The sequence below is a fragment of the Sphingobacterium multivorum genome (genome assembly GCF_900457465.1).
Lineage (GTDB): Bacteria > Bacteroidota > Bacteroidia > Sphingobacteriales > Sphingobacteriaceae > Sphingobacterium > Sphingobacterium multivorum.
On record NZ_UAUU01000011.1, the window covers coordinates 1,860,434 to 1,885,885 of the forward strand.

Genomic DNA, 25,452 nt, shown 5'->3' on the forward strand with positions numbered 1-25,452 from the left:
TAATTATATGATTAACAAATACATTCCCGAAATCAAGAATGGGACATCGCAGAATTTCTTTTTAATGGCGGGGCCATGTGCAATTGAAGGAGAAGAAATCGCTTTGCGTATTGCTGAAAAGATTGTTACAATTACAGATAAACTAAATATTCCGTACATTTTCAAGGGATCTTACCGTAAGGCCAATAGATCGCGGCTAGATTCATTTATGGGGATAGGTGATGAGAAAGCGTTGAAGATTTTAGAGAAAGTTGGGAAAACTTTTGGTGTACCGACGGTGACGGATATCCATGAGAGCCATGAGGCGGAAATGGCAGCCGCATACGTTGACGTTCTTCAAATTCCAGCATTTTTGTGCAGACAGACTGACTTATTAGTTGCAGCAGCAAAAACGAACAAGGTCGTCAATGTAAAGAAAGGTCAGTTTTTGAGTGCTGGATCTATGAAATTTGCAGTGGATAAGATCGTGGAATCTGGAAATGAGAAGGTTTTTTTAACTGATCGCGGTAATACGTTCGGCTATCAGGATCTCATTGTAGATTATCGCGGGATTCCCGAAATGCGTTCTTTTAACGTGCCCACAATAATGGACTGTACACATTCCTTACAACAACCGAATCAAACTTCTGGCGTAACAGGAGGGAAACCAGCATTAATTGAAACAATAGCCAAAGCTGCAATAGCGGTGGGAGCCGACGGCCTGTTTATAGAAACACATCCTGATCCGGCAAATGCGAAGTCTGATGGCGCCAATATGTTACATTTGGATTTACTTGAAGGCTTGATGGAAAAACTGGTCCGAGTTAGACAAGCTATTTTATAGTATAATAAATAAATCGCAATAGAAAGGAGCCAATAGGCTCCTTTTTTATAATCAATTACACCAAACTTAAAGCTAAATTATTGTATGTTCTCAAAAGTTGCATTGACAGCGTTTTTGTTGTTGTCTTTTTCTGCCATCAAAGCGCAGGAGAGTTATAGTTGGTTTTCTCCACTAGAAGATAAGCATGTGGAAGGTAGGCTGGAGAATCAGAAGCTTTCGGCCTTCAATAGACTTCCGGATGAACTGGAAAGCCAGGTACGTAAACCCGTATGGGAACTGGGGAAGAATAGTGCGGGGTTCTATATTGACTTTCAAACTACTTCACCTGAGATTACGGTTCAATACCAAGTGGCTGGCGGTTTAAATATGCCCCATATGCCAACAACAGGTGTCAGTGGGCTTGATCTTTATGCTTATGATACTGTAAACAAGGAATGGAAATGGGCTTATGGCAATTATGATTTTTCGGATACCATTTCTTATACATGGAAGAATATAGGGCGCAATGGAAAATTTAATTACCGCTTATATCTTCCGCTATACAATACGGTTAAGTGGTTAAAGATTGGTGTGCCAAATACCGCTAAATTAACGTATACCCATACCACAGCAGCCAAACCTATTGTTGTGTATGGGACCTCGATTGGACAGGGGGCCTGTACCAGTCGCCCAGGCTTAGCTTGGACCAACCAAGTGGGACGTGCGTTTGACCATGAAATGATCAACTTATGCTTTTCTGGTAACGGTCGATTGGAACAACCGATTTTGAATGTGATGAATAGTGTTGATGCTGCCTGTTATGTGTTGGATTGTATTCCTAATCTTGCTATTTCAAAGTCGCTAACAGAAAAGCAATTGGATTCACTGTTGGTCAATGCGGTGACATTTTTAAGAAAAGAACATCCGACGACACCCATTATTTTGACACAGCATAGTTCGGGGAGCATAGCCGAAGTCTTTAATGAAGATAAAAATGCGGAATACCAGCAAAGTAGCCGTGTGCTGAAGGCGACTATTGAAAAATTACAATCAAAAGGAATCCGTCAGCTTTTCTTATTGTCGAGTCAAGACCTTAATCTGGATCTGAATTCGACCGTTGACTACGCTCATCCAAATGATCAAGGTATGGAAAGAATCGCAAATGCGTATATTAAATTGTTGAAGAAAATTCTCAAGTAAACTACAGTCAACGAGGACTTCACCATAGCAGTATTTCGAATTTACCTCATCGAAGGGAAATTGTGTATGAAAGGGATTTGTTGATAAAATGATAACAGTATGCTGTTATTTAAAAAAGGGAAGTTTAAAACTTCCCTTTTTTATTTCTTTTTCATTTTCATGGTCATTTTTGCCTTTTCGCCACCGCCATAATTAAAAGTCTTGGCATTGCTTTCTTTCTTTTGGTGGAATGCGCCACCTCGGGAAAGATCTTCTTTATCTTCCTCCTTGCTCGACTTTTTCTTTTTGTCGGTGATGGGATTATAGATTACAAGATCCTCAGGCAGTTCCAAAACATCCATTCTTTTACCGACAGCCTGTTCTATTTTTTTAACCATGGGTAATTCCAGATCTGTTGTGAAAGTCAACACGACTGATTCTTCATTTTCGTCATTTTTAACAAGATGATTTAAGAATTCCTCCTTTTCATTTGGTAACTCAAATTGAAAAATGAATGGAACAGCGGAAAGGTCTACATCGTTCGTATTTTCCCGTGCAATTATTAGGACACGAGATTGACTATTTTCCTTGAAATCTTCCATCGTCTCATAGCCAAAATCATCATAGAACAATGGATTGAGGATAGCAATTTCTTCTTTATTGCTACTGAACAAACTGCTGGCCAACTTTTGGGCAGTAAGCTTCGAATTTACAAAGACGACTACTTTTTGAAATACTTCTTTATCCTGCAACAGAAGATTTAATAAATTGATCTTTGTTGTGAAATTAGGAACATGATATAATAATAGATCTAGGGTGTCGACAGTGTCATTCTCAAGTTCATCTATTTCGACCGAGGCACAATTTTCATTCATGAAATTGTCGATCATGTCATAAAGTTTTTGGTGTTCAACAGTACTGAAAACTAAATGTTGTACTTTTCCGCAGCTTTCGGCTAATTCCCTTACCGTATTTTGCATTCCTTGTTTGATAATCTCTTCAGCATCATCGATAATCAGTGTCTGAATACGGTTGAGATTCAAAGCCAATTTAAGATAGATAGCTCTTGCACGATTTGGGGTAGCTACAACAATGTCTTTTCCATCAACCAGTTCTTCGATTTCTTCTTCCATGCTGCCTGAAGCCCGCAATCCAATGATGCGAAGATCTTTATTTTTGCTTAATTGATAGAATCTCTCAACAATTTCGTCGATACGTTCTTCATTAGGCGCCAAGATCAAAAACTTCGGAGCTTCATCTGTTGTGAATTTCAACTTCATCAAGGTAGATAAGACATAAGTTGTGGTTTTGCCTGCACCTTCCGGAGCGATGGCAATCACATCCTGTCCACCAAGAATTCTGGAAATGCATCTACTTTGAATTTCCTTTGGAGCAAGATAACCGAGTTCGGTCATCGTAGCAGTCAATCTTTTGCTAAGTTTTAGTTTCTCTAACGACACGTATCCTTTTATTTATGTAAGTTACAAAAATACAAATTTTGATCTTAGATCAACTAATGTGCGCCCATTTTTGAAAACAGATTGATAATAATGACGCCAACAACAATCAAGACCATACCGATAATGGCTGCTGTATCGGGAATCTGTTTAAATAAGAACATACCAATAAGCGTAATGGCTACAATACCAACGCCAGACCAAATTGCGTAGGATATTCCGACGGGCAGGTATTTAAGTGTGATACTTAAAAAATAGAAGGCAATAATATAGCCTACAATACAGAGAATGGTAGGCTTTATAAGGGTAAAACCCGCAGACTTCTTGAGGAAAGTGGTTGCAAATATCTCTGCGGCTATAGCAAGAAAAAGATAGATGTACTTCATTGTTACAAAGGTACAATTTTTTGCTCAGCAAGGTTCGGTTAATTAGGTCAATAACAGGGGGAAGTTAATTTATTTTCGAGACAACGAATTGCGTATAAGAGCAATTTTATCTATGTTTGGCCAATTCACATAGCTAGACGCTAGATTTGATTTTATGGGGCATGTTCGAACTTTTTGGAAATCTGTACTAATATTCTTTGTTTTATTGTGCTTTTGCGATGCTATTGTTGCGCAAGAACAGCTGCAAGATTTGCAGAAGTCGTATTACAGTATTCCTTTAGGAAGTAAAGAACGGTTTGTGTTAACGGGTAAATATGCACAAGCCCTATATTTTAGTAATGAAAAAGCGCTGGCCAGTCAATTGCTTAATGATAATATTCAGTTGGCCAGAAATTATCCTGACAAGCAATATTATGCCTATTTGAATTGTATTGCTGCCATGAACAGTTTTAATGATCAAGCATTTGAAAAATCACGCTATTATTTAGAACATGCTAAATCTGTACTCCCCATAGTTAACGATAATGGAATAAAGGGGTATGTTCATTATTGTGATGGATGGGTTATGACACGACAGAATAAAGAGGATGAGGCTGTTTCCCAATTCCATAAAGCAATTTCATTTTTAGAGAAGGCGCCACCGACTGAGGCAAATATCGCCCGAAAATTGGCAGTTTATAAGGAGCTTACAGCGATCTATGCAAACCAACGCAATTATGATTTTCAAGAAAAGTATACCACGCTTTTGCTGGAAACGGCTAAGGAAGGAAAGAATGTCAATAGCCTATTTGACGCTTACATGCAGGCTGGTTACCTATTTGAAGAGGAGTATAGATCCAATAATGCAGACCAAAATCTATTAAGGAAAGCTGAACAACACTATGTTGAGGCTTACAATTTGGTAGAAAAGAACGAGAAACATCTTGTTAATCCAACAGATTTAGCTTACGTTTCTGTTAATTTAGCGAATCTGTACCATGAGTTTTATCCAGAAAATGGTGGTAAAAAAGCAATATCATATGCGAAACAGGCCTTAGATATTGCTGCTGAAACGGGACAATATGCCATTACAATACCTGCTTACGGTATCCTCGCTGATGAATCTTTCAAAGCCGGGCATCGAGAGGAAGGAAAAAGATATCTGCAGCAGGCACTGCACAATCTTCAAAGAGAGCCCCATTATGATTACCAAGTCGGGTTAAGCCTGTTTAGCAGACTGGCTGAAGTAAGTGTTGAAGAGGGTAAATATGAGGAAGCTTTCAATTATCAAAAAAGTTACATAGATGTATTTGAAAAAGCATTTAATTCGGATAAACTGGATAAGACGAAGCAACTTGAGCTAAAGTATGAGCGTGAATTGCAAAACCAAAAGTTAATGCGGCTTCGATTGGAAGGCGAGAAAAAGGAACAGCAGATCAAGCTGATGAAAGTCTTGAACGATAGACAACGTCAACTGGTGGAGAATTTGAAATTAAATGAACTCAATCGAACACAACAGCTCAAGGTACTCCAACTTGAACGGGATAAAAAGGAACAGGATTTGCAATTAAGCCAACTGGAAAATGAACAGCGCTTGCAAGAACTTGACGTGTCAAAAAAGCAAATTGCCTTTAAATCACGAATGAATTCAATTTATATTTGGTTGTTCGTCAGTTGTTTGGTTGTGATTGTTTTGCTGTTTTATGCGTATTGGCAACGTTCAAAGGCCTTGAAGCAGAAGGTTCATTTGCATGAGCTGGAGATGGAAAAGAATAATCAACAACATGCCATTAAAAACCTGACTGCAATGCTGGCCGGGGAAGAGAAAGAGCGTACCCGTCTTGCTCGCGACCTGCATGATGGATTAGGAGGTTTGCTGTCAAGTACCAAATTGGGATTATCAGCCATAAATAAAAATGTATTGGAGCAGGAATCCATGAAAGAAGGAATCGATCGAAGTATTGATTTGCTGGACGGGGCTGTAGATGAACTTCGCCGGCTTGCACATAATCTTATGCCAGATTTAATTGTAAAATATGGTTTGAAAGAAACTTTAAGAGACTATGCAAACCGAATGAGTCAATCGACATGTCAAGTAGAATGTGAATTTTTACAATTTGAATCAACCTTAAGCACGGAACAGGAAATTTCTTTGTACAGAATTATTCAAGAATTGGTGAATAACGCGTTGAAACATGCTAATGCGGCCAACATTTTAATACAGCTTTCTTCACATAATAAACGTTTACATATTACTATTGAAGATGATGGCAAGGGTTTTGATATGGAAAGTGTCGATTTGCAGCACTCTGCGGGAATGCATAATGTGCGGTCAAGACTTTCGTTTCTACACGGGGAAATGAAGGTTATGTCGGAGAATGGAGCGGGTACAACCATAGAATTGGAATTACCTATGATTTAACTTTTTGGAAAAATGATAAAAATAGCGATTACAGACGATCACCCTTTGCTACTTGAGGGATTGAAAAACATTATAAATGCGCATGAAGATTTTGAAGTTGTGGGCATGTATTCCAGCGCCACTGAACTGTTCCATCGTATTCCTGCTGATATGCCATTGGTATTGCTGCTCGATATCAATCTGCCGGATGCTAACGGTATCGATTTGGTTAAAGGTCTAAAGGAAAGCAATAAGGATTTGAAAATTATTGCGTTTAGTGTACATAATGAATTTGCAGTGATTAACAGCATTTTAAATGAGGGTGCCAATGCCTATCTACAGAAAAATGCAAATGGTGATGAAATAATTGCTGCCATTTCCGCTGTTCTTGTCGGCAAAAGGTATCTCTGTGAGAAAACGCAGGCGATCCTGAACAAGAAGGTGGAAATGGGGCTTAAGCAGGTGCCAAAATTGACACGTCGCGAGAAAGAGGTGCTTACTTTCGTGGCGCAAGGAATGACAACAAATCAAATTGCCGATTCATTGTTTATCAGTTCACATACGGTAGAGAGCCATCGCAAAAATCTAATGGAAAAATTTCAAACCAAAAGTGTTACTGCGGCAGTAAAATCGGCTATAGAATACGGATTAATTCGGGAAGCCTAATTAGACTCCCCAATTCCCTGATTTCAGGGATGAAAAGATCCCCAGGCATTTGATACTTTTGCTATTATTGATTTTAAAATAGAAGGTATCAAGTGCATTGCTGAAACCTAGTTTTTACGCTCTTTTCAGAGAAGATATTGTTTCAGCCTTTGATTCATTGATCTATTTTAAATCGAATAGGTTTCAGAACAAAATTTTAAATCTAGGATTTTCTTAAGGAGCTCAATACTGCGGAATCTAATTTCTTAGTTGAGGGGTCTGTCAGATAGTTCTTTACGAGATAAACTACCAAAAATTACTGATTCAATTGTTATGATTAAAAAAATAATGCTTTGGACGATAGCTGTCCTCGTACTGTTAGCGATTGTCGCCTGGGGCGGATATATACTACGACAGCAAGAATCCTATAAATCATTGGTCCATAAAAAAAGTAAGGCTTTGTTGACCATATCATTGGATGATATCCTGCTGAATCAGTTTTTTAATAAATGGCAGTCAGCGCCGAAAGAGGGACAGGATTTTGGCAAAAAACTAAGTAAACTCAAAGATAATGGTATTGATATCAAAGCGAATGTATTTCTTTTTGCTTTGGAACCGCATCCAAAAAACTTTTATGCTTTTTTTCAGCTAAAAAATAAACAACAATTTTTGACCTTTCTAAAGGATGTATTACAGGTTGGTGCGGTGGAAAGTAATCTCGCCCCTGATGTGAGCTATGCCTATCATCAACCGAGTAAAATCGCCTTTATCTGGAAAGGGGATGATCTGCTGCTAGGTCTAGGCTTTGATCTTGATACAAAGAAGGAAGAAATGCTTCAGCTAATTCAATCAAAAGAGGACCGGGTTACCATAGAACAATTTATCAACCGTCCAAGCACGTTGACCGGAAAATCACTGCGTTATAGCAATATTTCAACAGATAATTTTATCGAACTTGATTTGAAAGGAGACCATGTCGAAGTATCCGGCGAATTTTTCTCAACAGATTGGAATTTTCCAAAGGAATATCTTGTGAGAGAACTCGCTTCCGCAAAATACATTGGTAAAGCTTGGATCAATATACCCAATAGTCAATTTAAAAATCAGCTAAAACAACTACTTAGTGAACTCCCTTTAGCCGCCGATTCTATTATAACACATTTGGATGGAAATTACGTCGATATTGAAATTTTGAAAAATAAGGTCATTCAAACAGATACCATTATAAATTATGCGGTTGATGAAAATTTTGAAACGATCGAAGAGAAAACACCGTACGAAACGAAAGTTCCGGATGTAAGAATAGCCATGCGTGGAGATAGCGACATGAGTAGATTCCTCCCCAATAAATTATTTTATCACTGGTTTCAAAAACAAGATAAGGGATTTAGTTTGCTGTCCACATCAAAGGATATTGATAAACTTAACGTAGCTTACAATAAGACGGTTGAACTATCCCATGTGGCAGTTCATTTGGCGGATTGGCCAAATGAGGCTAAAATATCACCGATTCTATTATTGAAAACGATCGCGTCAGACATTACGCTGAGCCTTAAAGTTGCAGACCACAATCGCTTGGTTCTCCAGGGAACAATAGGAGACTACTCGCATTAAAACGCGTTAACGACAAACATTCTTAGCTTCTCAATGGTTTGTTTTGGAGTACAAAGTACAAGAACATGGATAAACGAACTAAAAGTAGAAGTAAGGTGAAAACCTATTGGCGAATTTTAAAGAGTACGGTGGCTGGATTTTTGAATGAGGATTCGATGAAATATAGTGCTTCATTATCTTATTATACTGTTTTCTCTATTGGTCCTATATTGGTTTTAATGATTGCCTTAGCTGGAATTTTTTATGGTGAGGATGCGATTGAAGGGAAAGTATTCCTGGAACTCCGCGGTTTGGTGGGAAGCAATGCTGCAAAACAGATTCAAGAAGTTATTCAGAATTTGCAGCTTTCGGGAAAATCAAACCTGGCGTTGCTTATCAGTAGCATTACATTGGTTTTAGGAGCAACGACGGTTTTTGGGGATATACAGAATTCGATTAACAAAATTTGGCACGTAAGGGCAAAGCCGAAAAAAGGCTGGTTAAAATTGATTCAGGATAGATTGTTATCTTCGTCTTTGGTGATTGGATTGGGCTTTTTATTAGTCGTTACACTCATCGTAAATGGTGTAATATTGGCGTTGACAGATCAGCTACAGCATTATTTCCCGGACGTGACCGTAATGTTAATGGATGGGATTAACTTTGCATTGTCTTTTGGAATTATATTCTTGTTATTTAGTGTCATATTTAAAGCACTTCCGGATGTAAATATTCACTGGCGGACCGTACGGGCGGGTGCCTTATTTACGTCAATTTTATTTGTATTGGGACGTTATTTAATTGGAGTCTATCTGGAGCATTCTGCAACCCAAGATACCTATGGTGCGGCAGGTTCATTTGTGTTGATCTTACTTTGGGTCTACTACACAGCAGCTATTTTATATTTTGGTGCGATCTATACAAGGGAGTACGCCACTGTCATGGGCATCCCTATTGAACCCTCGCAATATGCCGTGCATGTTGAAACGCAGGAAATTGAGCGTAATGTAACCGAAATACCTCCGGCCCCGTTAACACAAGAGGAGCAGACGATTACCGAAGAGGATACTACGATCCCCAAGAAAGCATAAACATTAGATTTACTGAATTCTTACCACCAAATTCTGTAAATTTGATGGTAAGATCGATCTATTGTTTATGAACAAATTACAATCATTACGTGAGAAACTCAATTTAACACAAGAGGAACTAGCGCAAAAATCAAATATTTCAGTAAGAACAATTCAGCGGATTGAAGCGGGGCAGTCGCCAAAGGGTTACACCCTTCGCGCACTTGCACAGGCATTGAATGTGGAGGAATCGGAGTTTTCTGCGTATGATATACCTCTTGAGTCAGAAAACTTGAGATGGATCAAGATTATCAACCTGTCTTCCTTACCCTTTTCTATATTGCCACCATTAAATATTTTGGTACCTGTCGCAATTATGCTCTTCAAAAAACAGCATTCATATAAAGTTCGCCAGTTAATCTCAATTCAAATCGTATCGACTTTAATTGCTGTTTTACTGATGCTTATTATTTTTATACTGAACGATTGGGTAGGTATTAAAAGCAATGTGAAATTGCTTATTCCGTTATGTTGGATACTTATGAATATAATCATTATACTGCGAAATGCGATTGGATTAAATAAAGCTGGGCATGCACGTATTTTGCCCGATATAAGTATATTATAGGTGCTTTTATACAATTGTCGGCTAGCTGTCGGGACATTGTCGGGCTGTAAAAGGGTATTCTTCGTCTGGTATTTTTTTTCTTTGATCTTCAAAAAAATGCAAAATTATGAAAACAGACAATCAAAAGAAGAAACGTCATATTGCCTTGGCTACCTTTGCTATTATTCTTTCTTTTTTTACGATGACGAACGTCTTTCCGCAAGCTAAGATTCCTTTGATCAAAGCTTCATCTGAGAAAGCCGGTATTACAGATGGCGCCTATTGCCATGTTGACTGGAAATCAGATCCCAAGGCAGATCCCGACGTCTATTTCGTAAATATTCCAACAAAAGAAAGTACAGTTGTTTTTTTAAAACAGATCAGGAGGAATTGACTGTGATGACTAAACCCGGGTCGATGTATGATTTCATAGTACTATTGAATGGAACGGATTCTTGTCACGTTCGTATAAGCGCTCAATTACCGCCGGATCTACCCACAATGGATAATAGTAATTTATTTCCGATGCGGATACCGTTTCGTCTTATTGGCTCACGGATTTTCCTGAACGGTACAATTAACAAAAAAGACGTTACGATACAGTTTGATTTAGGAGCTGGAACTGGCGTTGTTAATAGAAATAACGCAAAGCAGCTGGATTTATCATTTTCATCGTTTACGACAGTTGCGAATACCGACGGGCTTAATAACGAGCGGACAAGTCTGGGCAATGAATTGCATATTGGGCCGATTGTTTGGAAAAACGTGTCAGTGACTGAGGTCGGTAATATGAAGCCTTTTGAAGATCTTATTATTGGCAACAGTTTCTTTCGAAATCACATTATTGAAATCGATTATGATAAAATGGAATTGGTAATTCATCGCGATCTCCCCACTAAAGCAAAGAAGTATACAAAGCTTCCAGTATACTATGAGCAAAACCGACCCAAGTTTAAAGCTGCTTTTAGACATAACCAACAAGACTACGATTTTTGGTTCCTTTTTGATACAGGTCGTGATGGTACGATGCTGTTAGGGAAGATTTTACCGGTATAGATCATAATTGGACCGATCTAACGCCGCTTACCATGATCAGTAACCGTAAGATTATCCGTTTGGATGCTTCAATAGCTGGTGTGGAGTTTAAAGATATTGTGACGAATGCCGCTGATCCGGCCAAGCCCAATGGCAGACCAAGCCTGTTCGGAAATCAGATTCTGAACCATTTTAATGTCATTTTGGATAATCAGGAAGGATTTCTTTATCTGAAACCAAACAGCAGGATCAAGGAACCTTATTCAAACTATGAGGGCTATTTGAAACAGATGTCTCAGTCAATGCAGAAAAATTAAAGTGAGCAGCCAATGCCGTTTGTTCAGGGAGCAAATGACATTGGCTACTTATGGTAAGGATGTATCTAACGAATAAAATCGGTCCATTTCTGTTCGGATTTTCCCGAGGCAATTACAGTTTCTAGAAACTTCATGCCACGCAGACCATCAGCTACAGTTGGAAAATCAGTATCTTCTTCTCGCGGCTCTATACCTTGCATTGATGCCAATAGTGTGGCTGCAAAATTTCTATAAATATTGGCAAATGCTTCGATATATCCTTCGGGGTGACCGGCCGGTAGACGAATGTTATGTTTGGCGATTGGTGAAAGGTACTGCTGACCTGCACGAAATAGCTGGATTGGCGCATCGAGCTGTTTAAAGATGAGTGTATTTGCATCCTGCTGGTTCCATTCCAATCCCCCAAGTTCACCATATACTCTAATTTTTAACGCATTTTCTTCTCCTGCAGCAACCTGGGATGCCGATAGTACGCCGGTGGCTCCATTCTCAAATCCAAGTAATATGTTGCCGTCATCTTCAAGTTTTCTTCCGGTCACAAATGTTTGAAGATCGGCACACATTTTAGTGATTTTTAAACCGGAGATATATTCCGCTAGGTGGGCAGCATGTGTCCCAATATCGCCCATACAACCACTTTTTCCGCTCTTTTCCGGATCTGTCCGCCAGAAGGCCAGAGAAGGACTATTTTCGATCATCTTACTTAGCCATCCCTGCGGATACTCGACCATAATTTTTCTAATCGAACCTAATTGGCCCTCTTTGACAAGATGACGGGCTTGTTTCACCATCGGATAGGCAGAGTAGGTGTATGTGACACAGAGTATTAGTCCAGTTTCCGCTACTTTTTGTTGGAGCAATTCGGCCTGTTCTGTTGTCAGAGTCATCGGCTTTTCAAGCACGACATGGAAGCCATGTTCCAGCGCCATCATTGCTGGTTCGAAATGAGCAAAATTGGGCGTGACGATACTCACAAAGTTCATGCGATCATCCGCCGGACGTTTACTTTCCTCGACAATCATTTCCCGATAACTTCCATAGCTCCTTTCCTCTGGAAGCCCTAAAAGCGCAGCGGATTCTTTTGCGACAAGTGGATCAGCACTCAGTGCTCCGCAACATAATTCAATCTGACCGTCAATTCCAGCAGCCATGCGATGTACAGCCCCTATAAATGCATTTTTTCCACCGCCGATCATGCCCATTTTTAGTTTTGTATTGCGCATAAAGTTGATTTTTTAATGAGGATATCTTTCGTATTTACAAACCCAATAGTTTGCGGTTAAGGCTATCATTGGTTTCGACGGCAGCAAAATTATCGAACGCCTTGTCAGTAACACGGATAATATAGTCTTTAATATGTAGCGCGCCTTCCCGTGCACCATCTTCAGCATTTTTGAATGCACATTCCCATTCCAGTACTGCCCAGCCTTGATAATCATATTGTGTGAGTTTGGTAAATATGGATTTGAAATCCACTTGTCCATCACCAATTGATCTAAAACGACCTGCTCTTGACTGCCAGCTTTGGAAGCCACCATAGACGCCCTGACGACCAGAAGGATTGAATTCAGCATCTTTAACATGGAACATTTTAATTCGTTTATGGTAAATGTCGATGAATTGAAGATAGTCAAGACATTGAAGGACAAAATGGGAGGGATCATAGAGAATGTTTGCCCGCTTGTGATAATTTACATTTTCGAGAAATAAGTCAAAAGTAGCACCGTCATGGAGATCTTCTCCAGGGTGTAATTCATAGCATAGGTCGACATCATACAGGTCACATTCATCAAGAATGGGTAACCATAATTTTGCAAGCTCAGCAAAACCTGTTTCGATCAACTTCGCGGGTCTTTGTGGCCAAGGGTATATAAATGGCCATAGAAAGGCTCCACTAAAGGTCGCCAGCGCTTTAAGCCCGAGATTGTGGGAAGCTCGTACGGCATATTTTAATTGCTGGATCGCCCACTGTTGTCGTGCTTGAGGATTACCATGTAAATGCTGTGGTGCAAATGCATCAAATAGATCATCGAAACTTGGATTTACAGCCACTAATTGCCCTTGGAGATGGGTTGAGAGTTCGGTAATTTCCAATCCGAAAGACTGTACTTTCGCTTTTAGATCAATTGCATAGCTTTTATCGAGCGCTGCTTTTTCTAGATCGATAAAACGGGCATCCAAGGTGGGCAGTTGTATACCCTTATAGCCAAGTGCTGCAGCCCACTGGCAGATAGAGTCCAAGGAGTTAAATGGCGCTTCATCACCGATAAACTGCGCGAGGAAGATGGCAGGGCCTTTAATTGTTGTCATATGTATTGCGTTTAGAAAAAGACTACGTTATGTACAAAACAGATCCATATTCCAATACGTTTAAAGAAATGGCTGCGTCTGTCGTTTATACTATTATAATTTGGTTATCCAAGCTACCTGCTTGTTTAATACAATATTACAAAAATTTGCAACCGGTTGCAATAAAATCAAAAAAAAACCTTAAACTTGTCTAGACGATCCATTCTTACGCTTTCCAAATGATATAAGAATGTCTCGTCTAAACAAGTAAAGCTGTCAGGCACCAGTGTGGCGCTTGATTGTGGAGAAGACTTGATTTGAGCGGGAAATTTCCCCTCGAGTAATAACCCAATAAACCAATTATAAATAAATGGCAAATAATGTTTATGATGCAATTGTCATCGGGTCTGGGATCACAGGTGGCTGGGCAGCCAAGGAGCTAACAGAGCGTGGACTTAAAACCATAATGTTAGAAAGAGGACGCAATATTGAGCATATCAAAGATTACCCATCACCCAATAAAGATCCATGGGATTTTCCGCATCGGGGCCGGGTGCCATTGGATCGCGCCCAGCACTACCTACCTTTTGGAATTAAAAATCAATGGATGAATGAAGGGAACATCGACTTTTGGACTAATGAGACAGAGAGTCCGTATAAGGAGATAAAACCCTTTAATTGGTTCCGGGGTTATCACGTTGGCGGGCGTTCGCTTATGTGGGGACGGCAGAGTTATCGTTGGTCGGATGTTGATTTTGAAGCAAATAGCAGAGACGGACATGGCATTGACTGGCCCGTACGTTATAAAGAAATAGCACCTTGGTATAGTCACGTTGAAAAATTTGCCGGCATTTCGGGTAATAGAGACGGTATAGCGGTGTTGCCTGATGGCGAATTTATGCCACCCATGGACATGGATATCGTGGAAAAAGACCTTGCCGCACGCTTAAAATCGCATTATCAGGGAAAACGACATTTTATAATTGGCCGGGTAGCCAACATAACAGTGCCCCACCATGGCCGTGTTAATTGCCAATACCAAAATAAATGTTGGTTGGGTTGCAATTTCGGCGCTTACTTTAGCACACAATCTGCAACATTGCCCGCAGCAGTGAAGACAGGGAACCTTACCTTACGGCCATTTTCAATTGTAAAGAGTATTATTTACGATCGTGATACCCAGAAAGCTAAAGGAGTAGAAATTGTTGATGCGGAGACGAATCAAACCTATGAGTATTTTGCTAAAATCGTCTTTGTATGTGCTTCAACGTTAAATTCCACCTGGGTATTAATGAATTCCGCTACCAATGTATGGGAGGGTGGGCTTGGAAGCAGTAGTGGTGAACTGGGACATAACCTAATGGATCACATGTTAAATAGTGGGGCTGGGGGAAGAGTAGAGGGATTTGTGGATAAATATATTTTTGGACGACGGGCCAATGGATTATATGTGCCCCGATTTGCCAATATTGCCGGCGATACCAAGAGGAGAGATTACGTCCGTGGTTTTGGCTATCAGGGTGGGGCTTCGAGGGGACAATGGTCGGGTAAGGTCGATAATAAGAGCGTGGGCGGCGCTTGGAAAGATGCTATCGCCGAGCCGGGCAGCTGGGGAGTGGGTTTCAGCGCGTTTGGTGAAATACTCCCATATCACGAAAATAAAGTCCTATTGGATTCATCGGTAAAAGATAAATGGGGACTTCCCGTATTGGCAATAGACGCAGAGATTAAGGATAACGAGCGGAAAATAAGGGTTGATGCAAGCAATGAAATGAAGGAAATGTTAGAATCTATCGGTGTCAAAGACGTAACAACCTACGATAACGGGTTTAGTATGGGACAGGGAATTCATGAAATGGGAACAGCACGAATGGGAAATGATCCGAAAACCTCGGTATTAAACAAATTTAACCAAGTATGGGATGCTAAAAATGTTTTTGGGACAGATGGGGCCTTTATGACTTCTTCTTCCTGTGTGAATCCATCGCTTACCTATATGGCATTTACAGCTAGGGCAGTAGATTTTGCTGTAAATGAATTAAAAAAAGGGAATCTTTAATTATTTTATGATGTAATAGTTATGAATAGACGAGAAGCAATACAACGTGTAGCCATGCTCATGGGCGGAACAGTTATTGGTGCTTCATTATTTTTGGAAGGATGCCAAAGGTCTGCTTCGAAAGATATAGAAATGCTCTTTGATTCAAAATCAATCGATTTTTTGGGTGATCTCGCTGAGGCCATTCTTCCTAAAACCACTACACCGGGGGCGAAGGAAGCTGGTGTAGGTTCTGAGATTCCCGTTCTGGTGCGAGACTGCTATAAACCTGAAGAACAGCAGGTCTTTCTGGCTGGAACAGCCGGAATTGACGAACGTGCCAAGAAAGAATTTGGACGCAATTTTCAGCAACTCGAAAAGAAAGACCAAACGGCCTTTGTCGATATTTTGGACAAGGAAGCGCAGGATTATGACGAAAAGAAATCCGCTAACGATCTACCTCATTTTTTCACACTGTTTAAACAGCTTACTCTCCTTACATTTTTTAGCTCAAAATTGGGAGCCACGGAAGTATTCCGTTATGTGAAAATCCCAGGGAAATATGATGGCGATTTCCCTTATCAAAAGGGTGACCATGCCTGGGCAACCTAGCTAAAAATCGTATAAATTTAATATTGACCCCTTGTCCTTAATTGGCAGCGGGGTCAATTAAAGAGGTTGTCAAGCCTATGAACTTTAACAAATTTTTGCTATCGAAAAGTAGAGTGGTAAAATGTGTCCCTGTTTTCATCGTCAGTCTGGTACCGCCCGGAAACGAGCTTCCCGCATCAAGTTTTTGCTTTTTGACATGGTGTTGGCTGAATTTTGAAAGAGCCTCTTTAACTGTTGTTTTATTGATCGCCAGATCAAAAGGTAATCCTTCGACAATCAAAAACTTGTCTTCTGGTATATCAAAAAATAGTTCATTGACGGATTTATCAGCCCCATAATTGCTATAAAGTTCTAAACCGGATTTTGTGATCCATTTTGCATACTTTTCTTCGTTGGCATCTTCATAGAATTCTGTTTTCACATTCAATGTAGCAGCAATTTTATCCACTGTCTGTGGAAATACAAATTCACTGTTTTTATTTAACAATGATTTTAAGTCGGCTTTATTCTGTGCGAAAGTCGTTGCCGCAAAAAGGAAAAGACCTATATTTAATGTTAGTGCTTTTATCTTCATCGTATCTTCGTTATATCTTTGGCAATTGTTTTTATCTGTAAGATTAAAATTAATCAAATACATAAAAAAATACAATAGTGCTTTATACGTGTTTATTAATCAGTACTGGAATGATGGTAAGGTTGTTGTAGTTGTTGGACCTATCTATCGCGTTGAAATTAGTTGATCAAATATCGTTATGCCGAAAACAATTTGAAGTATTGGACAGTTACAATTTAAATTGTACTTTCATAGCGTTTTTAATAAAGGAAGATATTTACTTTTTATGATCACAACCAAGTATTTCAACTATCGACAAATATTTAATTTAGCGGGCGCACATTTAATATGGCTGACGCTTTGGTGTTCTTTGGTGGCGGTCATTTATTATTTTTTCAATTGGCAGTGGATGATAATTCCGTGGGTGCCATTGGCATTAATCGGAACGGCCGAATCTTTTTACGTTGGTTTTAAAAATAATCAAGCCTATGACAGGCTTTGGGAAGCCCGAAAAATCTGGGGTGGAATTGTCAATTCAAGTCGTTCGTTCACGGCTATGTTATATGCTTTTGATACCCAAGACGGTGATCATACCGATTTGGAGGAACGGAGGAAAAGAATCGCCTATCGTCACATTGCCTGGCTCTATACTTTTCGTGAGCAGTTGTTGGTCCCGACAGAGTGGGAGCATATCAGCATGAAAAAACATTTTGGTTCAATGAATGTGAAGCGGAACAGGTTGATAAAGGCTGGCTTTCCAGATTATAGTAGAACTTCGATTTTTTTGCGTAAATATCTTTCTGCGGAGGAGTTTAAGTTGCAGAGTGAATATAAAAATTTTGCGACTTATTTGATTTCTAAACAAGCAAAAGAAGTGAATGCGTTGAAAAATGATCAGATTATTTCGGATTTTAACCAAACGCAACTGCAGAATTGCCTGAATCAATTTTACGATTATCAAGGACAGGCAGAAAGGATCAAAAAATTTCCATCACCTAGGCAGTTTGCCAGTACAGCCTTTGTCTTCAATGTTATTTTAATCATTCTACTTCCTTTGGGCCTCGTGAATGAATTTGCGAAATTAGGGGACTGGGGTATCTGGACCAGTATTCCTTTTTGTGTGGTCATAGGATGGATTTATATTGTGATGGAATTGGTCGGCGATTATACCGAAAATCCTTTTGGAGGTCTGATGTTTGATGTACCGATGCTTTCCATTTGTAGGACCATTGAAATTGATTTATTGCAGATGGTGGGAGATGAGGATCTTCCGGAAGCTATTGCATCGAAAAACGGTGTGTTGGTTTAGAACTTCTTACAGATCTATTACCAATGTATTTTTTACCTCAGCGATCATAAAGGAACTGTGGGTGCTTGCAATGTGCTGTAAGCTAGTTAGTTTTGTTAACATGAAGCTGCGATAGTCTGCCATGTCCTTGACACAAATCTTGAGGATATAGTCGTAGTCGCCACTCACGTGAAAACACTCGGTTACCTCTTGAAGGTTCATGACCTCTTTTTCAAACTGTAAAATATACTCCTTTTTGTGCTGTGTTAATTTTACGTGGCATAATACGAGGAAATCTTTTGCTATCTTCTTTTTATCCAGTATGGCGACATAGCCTGCGATAATTCCCGTATTTTCGAGCTTGCGGACTCTCTCATAGACTGCTGTCACGGACAAGTTCAGCTTGTAGGACAGTTCTTTGGTCGTTTGTTTCGCATCTTCTTGGAGAAAACGCAATAACTTAAGGTCAATTTCGTCAAAGTGCATAGATTATTTTTTTGTGTTTGGTATCAGTTTTTAAAGTGTTCAGATGTTTTAACTAATTATTGTTGATATAATAGATTTATATTCTAATATAGATAAAAATACTTGTGATATAATCTAAAATATCTCAATTTTAAAGATAAAAGTATGGATAATTTTAATGCAGCAAATGAAATTCAAGATTTGCAATACTTTGGAGAGTTTGGAGGTGTGAATCCGTCAATTTCAGACAGCTCTACCTATACCTTTCTTTCCGCTAAAAAAATGTTCGACACATTTGAAGGGAATGCAGAAGGCTGTTATCTCTATTCAAGACATTCCTCGCCAATGAATTTGTATTTGGCGCAAGCTTTAGCAAAAATGGAGAATACCGCTGCGGCCAATGTAACATCTTCGGGTATGGGAGCGATCACAACAGTTCTTTTACAGTTATGTAAAAGCGGCGACCATATTATTTCCAGTAGGACGATCTACGGTGGAACTTATGCCTTTCTCAAAAATTTTCTCCCACCTTTCCAGATTGAGACAACATTTTTGGATATTAATGATGCCCACGAAATCGAAAGATCGATAAGACCTAATACAAAGGTGCTGTATTGCGAAAGCGTGAGCAACCCTTTATTGCATGTGGCTGACTTAAGAAAACTTTCAGCCATCTGTAAAAAACACAAGCTAAAACTGATTGTCGACAATACGTTTTCTCCGTTGTCTATATCGCCGATACTTTTGGGAGCAGACATTGTCATCCATAGTCTAACGAAATTTATCAATGGCAGTAGTGATACAGTAGGTGGGGTTTATTGTGGAAGTCAGGAGTTTATTAATGAAACGAAAAATGTGAACACAGGGACTTGTATGTTATTGGGACCGACGATGGACAGCTTACGTTCGGCGAGTATATTGAAGAATTTGAGAACACTTCATATACGGATGAGACAACATAGCTATAACGCGATGTATCTTGCAGAACGGTTTGAGAAAGATGGACTAAAGGTATCTTATCCGGGCTTACATTCGCATCGAGATCATGAATTAATGAAAAGTATGATGCATGAGACCTATGGTTTTGGAGGCTTAATGACAGTTGATGTGGAAACCACTGAAAAAGCCAATGAATTAATGGAACTGATGCAGGCTGAAAATTTAGGGTATTTAGCCGTCAGCCTAGGATTCTATAAGACGCTATTCTCCTGTTCAGGTAGTTCTACGTCATCAGAAATTCCTGAAGAAGAGCGCTTAAAGATGGGTATTTCCGATGGATTGATCAGGTTTTCCATTGGCCTAGATCAAGACATGAGCGCACTTATCAAAAAATGAGAGCATGCATGCAAAAGATTGGGATTTTGGAGTAATAAGCAGTATCTCGGTTGGGTTCATTTATGGGATAATCAGACATCTTGACATGTTTTGGAGGAAACTATGGATAGTTTTCTGATTGATTGGAGTGCAAAAAGTTTCAATTGTCACATAGACATCACTATTTACGATGATAGGGGCTGTAATAGCTCAAAAATCTCTTTTGGCATATCATTAGCAATTTAAAATCAATATTTTAGTTAATATGGCAAAGAGACTTTTACTGATATTATTCTTATTTGTTTTGGGTGATATCTATTTTTTTCAGGCTTTCAGTACGGTTATTCGTGGTTCGATTTGGCAGAACATGTATTGGGGGATTGATATCCTGTTGTTTTTTGGTGTTTTTACATTAATTTTTTTGCGGAGAGCGGGTTATGATGTCCAGGAGACAGCAACAAGTCTGATTACAGCATTTTTAATTGTTTTCATACCAAAATTGCTTGCTGTTCCCTTTTTATTTGTTGAAGATCTGATGCGTATTTTTCGTTCCTTTCCTCCACGTAGTATATTTTTGAGTGAGATTGTATTGTTTTTGGCGGGGGCCATGTTATTGGTTATTTTTTTCGGTTTAACGAAAGGTCGTTATTTTTATAAAGTGAGAGAGGAAGTATTGAGTTTTCCTGATCTACCTACGGCGTTTGACGGTTTTAAAATTACGCAGCTATCGGATATTCATTCTGGTAGTTTATCTGATTTCAAAAGGGTACGTAAAGGTATCGAATTGGCAAATGCACAAAACAGTGATCTGGTATTGTTTACGGGCGATCTAGTCAATAATAAAGCTTCCGAAATGGAACCCTGGGTTTCGGACTTCAACCGATTAGAAGCTCCTTCGGGCAAGTTTTCAGTCCTTGGAAATCACGATTATGGGGACTATGTGCAATGGGAAAGTGTTGAATCAAAAGCCTTAAATTTGAATAGGCTTAAGGAAATTCATCATGAAATGGGATTTAAATTGCTGCTAAATGAATCGATAGCGATAGAAAAGCAAGGTGAGCGTATTTCGTTAATTGGAGTTGAGAATTGGGGGAAAGGAGGGTTTCATCAATATGGTGATCTTGCTAAAGCAACCCTTGGATTGGAAGCGGATACCTTCAAAATTTTGATGTCTCATGATCCTTCACATTGGGATCATGTTACTTTGGACTATGACCAACATGTCCATCTGACGCTGGCAGGACATACGCATGGTATGCAGTTTGGGATAGAACTATTTGGGTTAAAATGGAGTCCAATTCAATATTTTTATAAACAGTGGGCCGGACTCTATCAAAAACAAGGAAAATATCTTTATGTCAACCGCGGTTTTGGTTTTCACGGCCTAAAAGGTCGGATAGGTGTTTGGCCTGAAATTACGGTTATTACATTACGGAAAAGCGTTGTCTGATATTTTGGTATGAGAAACAACGCTCATCTGTTCTATCAATCGATAAGATTCATTTCCTTTAATCGGCTAAAGATAATCTGATCTACGGCAGAAGTCCTATGTTTGTCCTTATAGGTTAACCATTCAAATGTCTCGATTTCATTCGCTGGATGCAATACTCCTTCGAAATCAGAAAAGTAGCAGGTCATTCTTACGAGCGTATCTTGATTTCGTCCATCGGCGATTGCTTCAAAGGTGCCCAAAAGGCGCATTGATTCTTCGACGATGTGCACAGAAAGCTCCTCCAGTATTTCTCTTTTTAAACAGGTAATATCGGATTCATTATTCTCTCGTTTACCACCAGGAAAGTAAAATTTTGTTTTAGTCTTGGAACGTGTGCTCAGTATTTTCCTGTCTTTAATGTTAATTAAAGCAACTTTGTCTATTATTTTATGCTGCATATTGCAAAACTAGCCATTGAGAATGAAAAATCAGATAGCATGGTGGAATACTGCTTGAAATTTTATTCAAATTGGAGTATTTAAAGGAAGATGAACCTTTATATTTCTGATGTTAGTATCTTAACAATTTCATTGAAGCCTCTTTGTTTTGCGTGTTGCAAAGGGCTTGTGCCATTGAAATCTGGAATATCCAATTTTGCCCCAGCATCTTTTAGAATCTGAATAATTTCCTGATATTTTTTGCTTCCGTCACCGAGTACAACGGCTTCCATCATAGCAGTCCATCCTAAACGATTGACATGATCCAAAGGGAAATTTTTGGTATTGGCCAATAATCTTACCGTTTCTACATATCCACGTTCGCATGCCGGGATTAAAGCTGTGCCGTTATATCGATTAAATAGATCGAAGCGAGGGCCGTGATCTAAGAAAAGTTTGACGAGTTCAACTTGCCCACTTGCACCTGCGTATAAAAATGGGCTATCCATATTGTCGGCCTGAAGGTTGACATCGGCACCATACTCTACCAATAATTTGGCCATTTCAATATTTCCATTGTTTGTCGCGATAAGTAGAATAGAACGTTTATTCGTATCTTCGCTATTTACGTTGGCATTATTCTCGAGCGCTTTTTTCACTCCCTCTAAGTCATTTTTGGTGACCAATTTAATAATTTCTTCCTGGGACGAATTTTCGGTATATGAGTTTTCTGTTAATGCCGATCGGCACGAATTTGTTATGCTCATCATTATCAGGAGTATTAAAGTTGTTTTCATCATTTTATTGTGCTATAATTTTTTCGATAAAGCCGAAGAAGCTTCGATGTTTAATACAAAAATAGTAGCTAAGGCTGTTTTTACAATGTGGTTTTCATTCCATCTGTTGGACAATTTATTACTACAGTGTATTTTAAGTGTCGTTCTCATTGGTCTCATGCTGGCTGAAAGTACATTCGTGGTAGTTTCACCTTATGTATACTGTTGAGCAAAAGTCGGCGCTGTGATAAATTGTTCAAATATCGAGATGTATTCTGCAAAAGATCAGGGAGAATCATTGCGACCTTTGTTCTGGTGATACTGAATAATAAATGTGGAAAAATAATACCGTTTCTATTGTCCAGTAAATTTTAGAGAACAAGAAAAAGAATATTATCAAAATAAATATGAAAGCTAAAACATATATTTTAAAAAACGTACGGCTTGAGACAGGATTCGAGTTTGATGGAAAGGAAGTTATAAGCACAAATACGGCTTTATTCTGTGTTGAAGTTGAAGAGGGTAAGATCAAAGGAATCAAACCAAATACTGCAAATGCTAATGCGATCGATGCAAAAGGACACTTGATGTTGCCGGCTTTTAAGGATATGCATGCCCATTTGGATAAAATGTTGTTTGGTCTGCCATGGGAAGCTGTATCGCCAACACGGCATACCGTAAAAGATATGATCGCGTATGAGCAGAAGATGATCCCAGAATGGTTAAGCACCTCAGTCGAAAGAACGGGCAAAATGCTGCGTTTTCTGCAGGCATACGGAACTGATTTTATTCGTTCACATTTCAATGTCGATCCAACATCTGGACTAAAATCGTTAACAAATTTGGAAAAGGCACTGGCATCGAAAAAAGACACGGTAGAAGCGGAGCTGGTTGCTTTTCCACAGCATGGCCTTTATTATACAGATACTTTACCCATTTTGAAGGATGTTGCAAAACTGGATGCTGTTAGTTTCATAGGTGGAGTAGATCCGTACTCTTTGGACGGAAGTATCGAAAAAAGTATGGACCAGATTACGCAGTTGGCGCTTGATAACAATAAGGGCATTGACATACACCTCCATGAAATGGGAGAAAGTGGTATGAAGACAATCGAGTTTTTGATCGACCGTACATTGGAAAACCCTCAATTAAAAGGGAAAGCTTTTGTTAGCCATGCTTTTGCACTTAGTCGTCTCACAAATGTAGAAGCCGAAAAAATTGCGGCACGTCTCGCAGAGGCGGGTGTAGGAATCGTGTCCTCTGTGCCCTTTGGCAATATGATTATGCCTATTCCGACACTTCGGAAATATGGTGTGAAGGTTTTGATTGGAAATGACAATATTCAGGATCACTGGAATACGTTTGGTTCGGGAAACATGCTCCTGAAAGCGAATCTAATTGCTGAGCTGTATGGCTATGGAACAGAATTCGGCTTATCCAGAACACTCGCTTTCGCCACACGTTACAAATTGCCTTTGGATAATAATGGAAATCAACAATGGCCGAAAGTGGGCGATGAAGCCAGCATGGTGTTTGTTGAGGCAAGTTGTTCTGCTGAAGCAGTTTCTCGGATTTCACCGGTGACTTCATTGATCCACAAAGGCAATATTGTGTTCTAAAGTACGCCACTATCGGATAATAATTGCGTTCCGAACGCTAACTGCCTTCGGGATTCCAGCAATGTGTCGTTTCCTAAATGCCCAACCAATTGTACGTTATTGCGTGGAGAAATATTGAATTTAAGAGAACAATTTTGTTGAAGAGCCGGTTATCCTCATAACTGGCTTTTCACGTCTAAGGCCTTGCTGTAGAACAGATGTTTTTAGGAGTGGTCATTTGTAATTGAGGCGAGAATAATGTATGTTGGATAAAAAATAATTTATACGATGGAATTTTCACCATTTAACGGGGTTGTCAAACTTTGCCTAAAAGGCATACAATTGAAAGAAAACGGTAAACACGATGAAGCCCTGTCCTTTTTTACAGAGGGTTATCGGGAGGCAAGCGATGACCATGAGAAGGTTTATTGCAGCCTATTTTGTATCTCGACAGCAGAAAACGGTTTCGGATCGTTTAAAATGGCTGCACATAGCCTTAGATCACGCATTGGTAATCAGTGATGATCGGACTATCAGTGCATTGCCCGGAATGTATTTGAAGATTTGTGCCTGTTACACAAGTTTAGGAGAAGAAGCAATGGCAAGTGAATATGCAAGGTTGGCCTCTTGTTTTAAGAACATTCCCTTTGATAAGGGACCTTTTTATCACGGTACAAAAGCAGATGCACAAATCGGCGATTATTGGTTCCAGGCTTCAATTCCAACTATCAAGCCGACTTCAAAATGAATCATATTTATTTTACAGGTATGATGAATGGGGCCGGACTTGCAGCGGTCCTGGCAAAAGGTGAGCGCAGCGAGCGGGTATTTATTGTTGAACCTACCGGTTATTATGAGCATGACCCTAATCTGACGGACCAGAAGTTTCCCGGAAATCCGACACGTTCTTATAGATCTGAGTTTCCATTAAAAATTATAGGTGAGGTTGCTGAGTGGGCAAAACCAGGTGTTCAGGAACTTGAAAAATTTCGTGATAAACTAGATCAGAATGGTGGCGAGATTATCATTAAGAAACCAGGAGCGGTTGCTCCGGCAATCGGAATTATGTCTTACTGATAACAATCTGACTGATGACTTCAAAATCTGAAATTCGATAATCGTCGTCAAAAAATAACCCGTTGATATAACGTTGTATAGGATAGAACAGATCGGCCGGTG

Annotated in this window: 26 protein-coding genes; 18 read left to right on the forward strand and 8 right to left on the reverse strand. The window is 39.4% G+C overall.

The annotated features are described in order from the left end of the window. Positions 1 to 7 precede the first annotated feature (7 nt). Positions 8 to 823 (forward strand): 3-deoxy-8-phosphooctulonate synthase, encoded by an 816-nt coding sequence (kdsA, locus tag DTA23_RS25535; RefSeq protein ID WP_070561091.1) that lies wholly within the window; start codon positions 8 to 10, stop codon positions 821 to 823. An 84-nt stretch (positions 824 to 907) separates the two neighbouring features. After that, a complete protein-coding gene (locus tag DTA23_RS25540; protein WP_112376382.1) occupies positions 908 to 2,002 on the forward strand; it encodes an SGNH/GDSL hydrolase family protein in 1,095 nt (364 codons plus the stop codon). Between the two features lie 140 nt (positions 2,003 to 2,142). On the opposite strand, the gene DTA23_RS25545 is transcribed toward DTA23_RS25540, so the two are convergent. Both DTA23_RS25545 and DTA23_RS25550 read right to left on the reverse strand, forming a co-directional pair. Further along, a complete protein-coding gene (locus DTA23_RS25545; RefSeq protein ID WP_112376383.1) occupies positions 2,143 to 3,441 on the reverse strand; it encodes a DEAD/DEAH box helicase in 1,299 nt (432 codons plus the stop codon). A gap of 53 nt (positions 3,442 to 3,494) precedes the next feature. Then, the gene (locus DTA23_RS25550) at positions 3,495 to 3,824 is read right to left on the reverse strand and encodes a DMT family transporter (protein ID WP_112376384.1); all 330 of its coding nucleotides are present in this window, start codon (positions 3,822 to 3,824) and stop codon (positions 3,495 to 3,497) included. Between the two features lie 250 nt (positions 3,825 to 4,074). Between DTA23_RS25550 and DTA23_RS25555 the strand changes: the two genes are divergently transcribed. The 8 genes from DTA23_RS25555 (at position 4,075) to DTA23_RS25590 (ending at position 11,471) form a co-directional block, all read left to right on the forward strand. Then, entirely contained in the window at positions 4,075 to 6,225 is a 2,151-nt protein-coding gene (locus DTA23_RS25555) for a sensor histidine kinase (RefSeq protein ID WP_172462511.1), read from the forward strand. Between the two features lie 12 nt (positions 6,226 to 6,237). Then, the gene (locus tag DTA23_RS25560) at positions 6,238 to 6,870 is read left to right on the forward strand and encodes a response regulator (protein ID WP_070561086.1); all 633 of its coding nucleotides are present in this window, start codon (positions 6,238 to 6,240) and stop codon (positions 6,868 to 6,870) included. Positions 6,871 to 7,182: 312 nt separating this feature from the next. Beyond that, the gene (locus DTA23_RS25565) at positions 7,183 to 8,463 is read left to right on the forward strand and encodes a hypothetical protein (protein ID WP_115048823.1); all 1,281 of its coding nucleotides are present in this window, start codon (positions 7,183 to 7,185) and stop codon (positions 8,461 to 8,463) included. 65 nt (positions 8,464 to 8,528) lie between these two features. After that, positions 8,529 to 9,533, forward strand: a complete 1,005-nt coding sequence (locus DTA23_RS25570; RefSeq protein WP_070561084.1) for a YihY/virulence factor BrkB family protein — start codon at positions 8,529 to 8,531, stop codon at positions 9,531 to 9,533. Positions 9,534 to 9,600: 67 nt separating this feature from the next. Next, positions 9,601 to 10,140 (forward strand): helix-turn-helix domain-containing protein, encoded by a 540-nt coding sequence (locus tag DTA23_RS25575; RefSeq protein WP_070561083.1) that lies wholly within the window; start codon positions 9,601 to 9,603, stop codon positions 10,138 to 10,140. Between the two features lie 106 nt (positions 10,141 to 10,246). Continuing rightward, positions 10,247 to 10,513 (forward strand): hypothetical protein, encoded by a 267-nt coding sequence (locus DTA23_RS25580; RefSeq protein WP_112376387.1) that lies wholly within the window; start codon positions 10,247 to 10,249, stop codon positions 10,511 to 10,513. A 23-nt stretch (positions 10,514 to 10,536) separates the two neighbouring features. Then, the gene (locus DTA23_RS25585) at positions 10,537 to 11,175 is read left to right on the forward strand and encodes a retropepsin-like aspartic protease (protein WP_172462512.1); all 639 of its coding nucleotides are present in this window, start codon (positions 10,537 to 10,539) and stop codon (positions 11,173 to 11,175) included. A gap of 32 nt (positions 11,176 to 11,207) precedes the next feature. Next, positions 11,208 to 11,471 (forward strand): hypothetical protein, encoded by a 264-nt coding sequence (locus DTA23_RS25590; RefSeq protein ID WP_112376389.1) that lies wholly within the window; start codon positions 11,208 to 11,210, stop codon positions 11,469 to 11,471. 65 nt (positions 11,472 to 11,536) lie between these two features. On the opposite strand, the gene DTA23_RS25595 is transcribed toward DTA23_RS25590, so the two are convergent. Then, positions 11,537 to 12,694: a Gfo/Idh/MocA family protein gene (locus tag DTA23_RS25595; RefSeq protein WP_112376390.1), complete on the reverse strand. Its 1,158-nt coding sequence runs from the start codon at positions 12,692 to 12,694 to the stop codon at positions 11,537 to 11,539. 34 nt (positions 12,695 to 12,728) lie between these two features. Next, on the reverse strand, positions 12,729 to 13,781 hold the full coding sequence (locus tag DTA23_RS25600) for a sugar phosphate isomerase/epimerase family protein (RefSeq protein WP_070561081.1): 1,053 nt from the start codon (positions 13,779 to 13,781) through the stop codon (positions 12,729 to 12,731). 349 nt (positions 13,782 to 14,130) lie between these two features. On the opposite strand from DTA23_RS25600, the gene DTA23_RS25605 reads away from it, so the two are divergent. Beyond that, entirely contained in the window at positions 14,131 to 15,819 is a 1,689-nt protein-coding gene (locus DTA23_RS25605; protein ID WP_112376391.1) for a GMC oxidoreductase, read from the forward strand. 21 nt (positions 15,820 to 15,840) lie between these two features. Next, entirely contained in the window at positions 15,841 to 16,410 is a 570-nt protein-coding gene (locus DTA23_RS25610; protein WP_070561079.1) for a gluconate 2-dehydrogenase subunit 3 family protein, read from the forward strand. Between the two features lie 37 nt (positions 16,411 to 16,447). Here DTA23_RS25610 and DTA23_RS25615 read toward each other — a convergent pair whose 3' ends face one another. After that, positions 16,448 to 16,984 carry a hypothetical protein gene (locus tag DTA23_RS25615; RefSeq protein ID WP_139144872.1) on the reverse strand — a complete coding sequence of 179 codons (537 nt, stop codon included), beginning with the start codon at positions 16,982 to 16,984 and terminating at the stop codon, positions 16,448 to 16,450. Between the two features lie 265 nt (positions 16,985 to 17,249). Here DTA23_RS25615 and DTA23_RS25620 point away from each other — a divergent pair, with 265 nt between their 5' ends. Further along, positions 17,250 to 18,272, forward strand: a complete 1,023-nt coding sequence (locus DTA23_RS25620) for a bestrophin family protein (protein WP_046672841.1) — start codon at positions 17,250 to 17,252, stop codon at positions 18,270 to 18,272. 6 nt (positions 18,273 to 18,278) lie between these two features. On the opposite strand, the gene DTA23_RS25625 is transcribed toward DTA23_RS25620, so the two are convergent. Then, on the reverse strand, positions 18,279 to 18,737 hold the full coding sequence (locus DTA23_RS25625) for an Lrp/AsnC family transcriptional regulator (protein WP_070561076.1): 459 nt from the start codon (positions 18,735 to 18,737) through the stop codon (positions 18,279 to 18,281). Positions 18,738 to 18,881: 144 nt separating this feature from the next. On the opposite strand from DTA23_RS25625, the gene DTA23_RS25630 reads away from it, so the two are divergent. Both DTA23_RS25630 and DTA23_RS25635 read left to right on the forward strand, forming a co-directional pair. Beyond that, positions 18,882 to 20,051, forward strand: coding sequence for an aminotransferase class I/II-fold pyridoxal phosphate-dependent enzyme (locus DTA23_RS25630; protein ID WP_218565469.1), 1,170 nt, complete (start codon positions 18,882 to 18,884; stop codon positions 20,049 to 20,051). Positions 20,052 to 20,295: 244 nt separating this feature from the next. Continuing rightward, positions 20,296 to 21,480: a metallophosphoesterase gene (locus DTA23_RS25635; RefSeq protein ID WP_112376393.1), complete on the forward strand. Its 1,185-nt coding sequence runs from the start codon at positions 20,296 to 20,298 to the stop codon at positions 21,478 to 21,480. Positions 21,481 to 21,515: 35 nt separating this feature from the next. Here DTA23_RS25635 and DTA23_RS25640 read toward each other — a convergent pair whose 3' ends face one another. Next, positions 21,516 to 21,920 carry an NUDIX hydrolase gene (locus DTA23_RS25640; RefSeq protein ID WP_112376394.1) on the reverse strand — a complete coding sequence of 135 codons (405 nt, stop codon included), beginning with the start codon at positions 21,918 to 21,920 and terminating at the stop codon, positions 21,516 to 21,518. A gap of 98 nt (positions 21,921 to 22,018) precedes the next feature. Continuing rightward, entirely contained in the window at positions 22,019 to 22,669 is a 651-nt protein-coding gene (locus DTA23_RS25645) for an ankyrin repeat domain-containing protein (RefSeq protein ID WP_204991121.1), read from the reverse strand. Between the two features lie 413 nt (positions 22,670 to 23,082). On the opposite strand from DTA23_RS25645, the gene DTA23_RS25650 reads away from it, so the two are divergent. From DTA23_RS25650 to DTA23_RS28205, 3 genes are all read left to right on the forward strand, one after another. Beyond that, complete coding sequence (locus tag DTA23_RS25650) at positions 23,083 to 24,294, forward strand: amidohydrolase (protein WP_112376395.1); 1,212 nt, start codon at positions 23,083 to 23,085, stop codon at positions 24,292 to 24,294. A 394-nt stretch (positions 24,295 to 24,688) separates the two neighbouring features. Continuing rightward, positions 24,689 to 25,021, forward strand: a complete 333-nt coding sequence (locus DTA23_RS28200; RefSeq protein WP_218565470.1) for a hypothetical protein — start codon at positions 24,689 to 24,691, stop codon at positions 25,019 to 25,021. Beyond that, on the forward strand, positions 25,018 to 25,350 hold the full coding sequence (locus DTA23_RS28205) for an NAD(+)--rifampin ADP-ribosyltransferase (protein WP_256604680.1): 333 nt from the start codon (positions 25,018 to 25,020) through the stop codon (positions 25,348 to 25,350). The genes DTA23_RS28200 and DTA23_RS28205 overlap by 4 nt, the downstream gene beginning before the upstream one ends. The last annotated feature ends 102 nt before the right edge of the window (positions 25,351 to 25,452 follow it).

Bases quoted from the DNA above. Each gene is read 5' to 3' on its own strand.
- kdsA (WP_070561091.1), top strand. From the start codon at position 8: ATGATTAACAAATACATTCCCGAAATCAAGAATGGGACATCGCAGAAT.
- DTA23_RS25650 (WP_112376395.1), top strand. From the start codon at position 23,083: ATGAAAGCTAAAACATATATTTTAAAAAACGTACGGCTTGAGACAGGA.
- DTA23_RS25575 (WP_070561083.1), top strand. From the start codon at position 9,601: ATGAACAAATTACAATCATTACGTGAGAAACTCAATTTAACACAAGAG.
- DTA23_RS28200 (WP_218565470.1), top strand. From the start codon at position 24,689: ATGAGAAGGTTTATTGCAGCCTATTTTGTATCTCGACAGCAGAAAACG.
- DTA23_RS25570 (WP_070561084.1), top strand. From the start codon at position 8,529: ATGGATAAACGAACTAAAAGTAGAAGTAAGGTGAAAACCTATTGGCGA.
- DTA23_RS25605 (WP_112376391.1), top strand. From the start codon at position 14,131: ATGGCAAATAATGTTTATGATGCAATTGTCATCGGGTCTGGGATCACA.
- DTA23_RS25630 (WP_218565469.1), top strand. From the start codon at position 18,882: ATGGATAATTTTAATGCAGCAAATGAAATTCAAGATTTGCAATACTTT.
- DTA23_RS25580 (WP_112376387.1), top strand. From the start codon at position 10,247: ATGAAAACAGACAATCAAAAGAAGAAACGTCATATTGCCTTGGCTACC.
- DTA23_RS25615 (WP_139144872.1), bottom strand. From the start codon at position 16,984: ATGAAGATAAAAGCACTAACATTAAATATAGGTCTTTTCCTTTTTGCG.
- DTA23_RS25585 (WP_172462512.1), top strand. From the start codon at position 10,537: ATGTATGATTTCATAGTACTATTGAATGGAACGGATTCTTGTCACGTT.
- DTA23_RS25640 (WP_112376394.1), bottom strand. From the start codon at position 21,920: ATGCAGCATAAAATAATAGACAAAGTTGCTTTAATTAACATTAAAGAC.
- DTA23_RS25550 (WP_112376384.1), bottom strand. From the start codon at position 3,824: ATGAAGTACATCTATCTTTTTCTTGCTATAGCCGCAGAGATATTTGCA.
- DTA23_RS25590 (WP_112376389.1), top strand. From the start codon at position 11,208: ATGATCAGTAACCGTAAGATTATCCGTTTGGATGCTTCAATAGCTGGT.
- DTA23_RS25620 (WP_046672841.1), top strand. From the start codon at position 17,250: ATGATCACAACCAAGTATTTCAACTATCGACAAATATTTAATTTAGCG.
- DTA23_RS25600 (WP_070561081.1), bottom strand. From the start codon at position 13,781: ATGACAACAATTAAAGGCCCTGCCATCTTCCTCGCGCAGTTTATCGGT.
- DTA23_RS25610 (WP_070561079.1), top strand. From the start codon at position 15,841: ATGAATAGACGAGAAGCAATACAACGTGTAGCCATGCTCATGGGCGGA.
- DTA23_RS25560 (WP_070561086.1), top strand. From the start codon at position 6,238: ATGATAAAAATAGCGATTACAGACGATCACCCTTTGCTACTTGAGGGA.
- DTA23_RS25565 (WP_115048823.1), top strand. From the start codon at position 7,183: ATGATTAAAAAAATAATGCTTTGGACGATAGCTGTCCTCGTACTGTTA.
- DTA23_RS28205 (WP_256604680.1), top strand. From the start codon at position 25,018: ATGAATCATATTTATTTTACAGGTATGATGAATGGGGCCGGACTTGCA.
- DTA23_RS25645 (WP_204991121.1), bottom strand. From the start codon at position 22,669: ATGATGAGCATAACAAATTCGTGCCGATCGGCATTAACAGAAAACTCA.
- DTA23_RS25625 (WP_070561076.1), bottom strand. From the start codon at position 18,737: ATGCACTTTGACGAAATTGACCTTAAGTTATTGCGTTTTCTCCAAGAA.
- DTA23_RS25595 (WP_112376390.1), bottom strand. From the start codon at position 12,694: ATGCGCAATACAAAACTAAAAATGGGCATGATCGGCGGTGGAAAAAAT.
- DTA23_RS25540 (WP_112376382.1), top strand. From the start codon at position 908: ATGTTCTCAAAAGTTGCATTGACAGCGTTTTTGTTGTTGTCTTTTTCT.
- DTA23_RS25635 (WP_112376393.1), top strand. From the start codon at position 20,296: ATGGCAAAGAGACTTTTACTGATATTATTCTTATTTGTTTTGGGTGAT.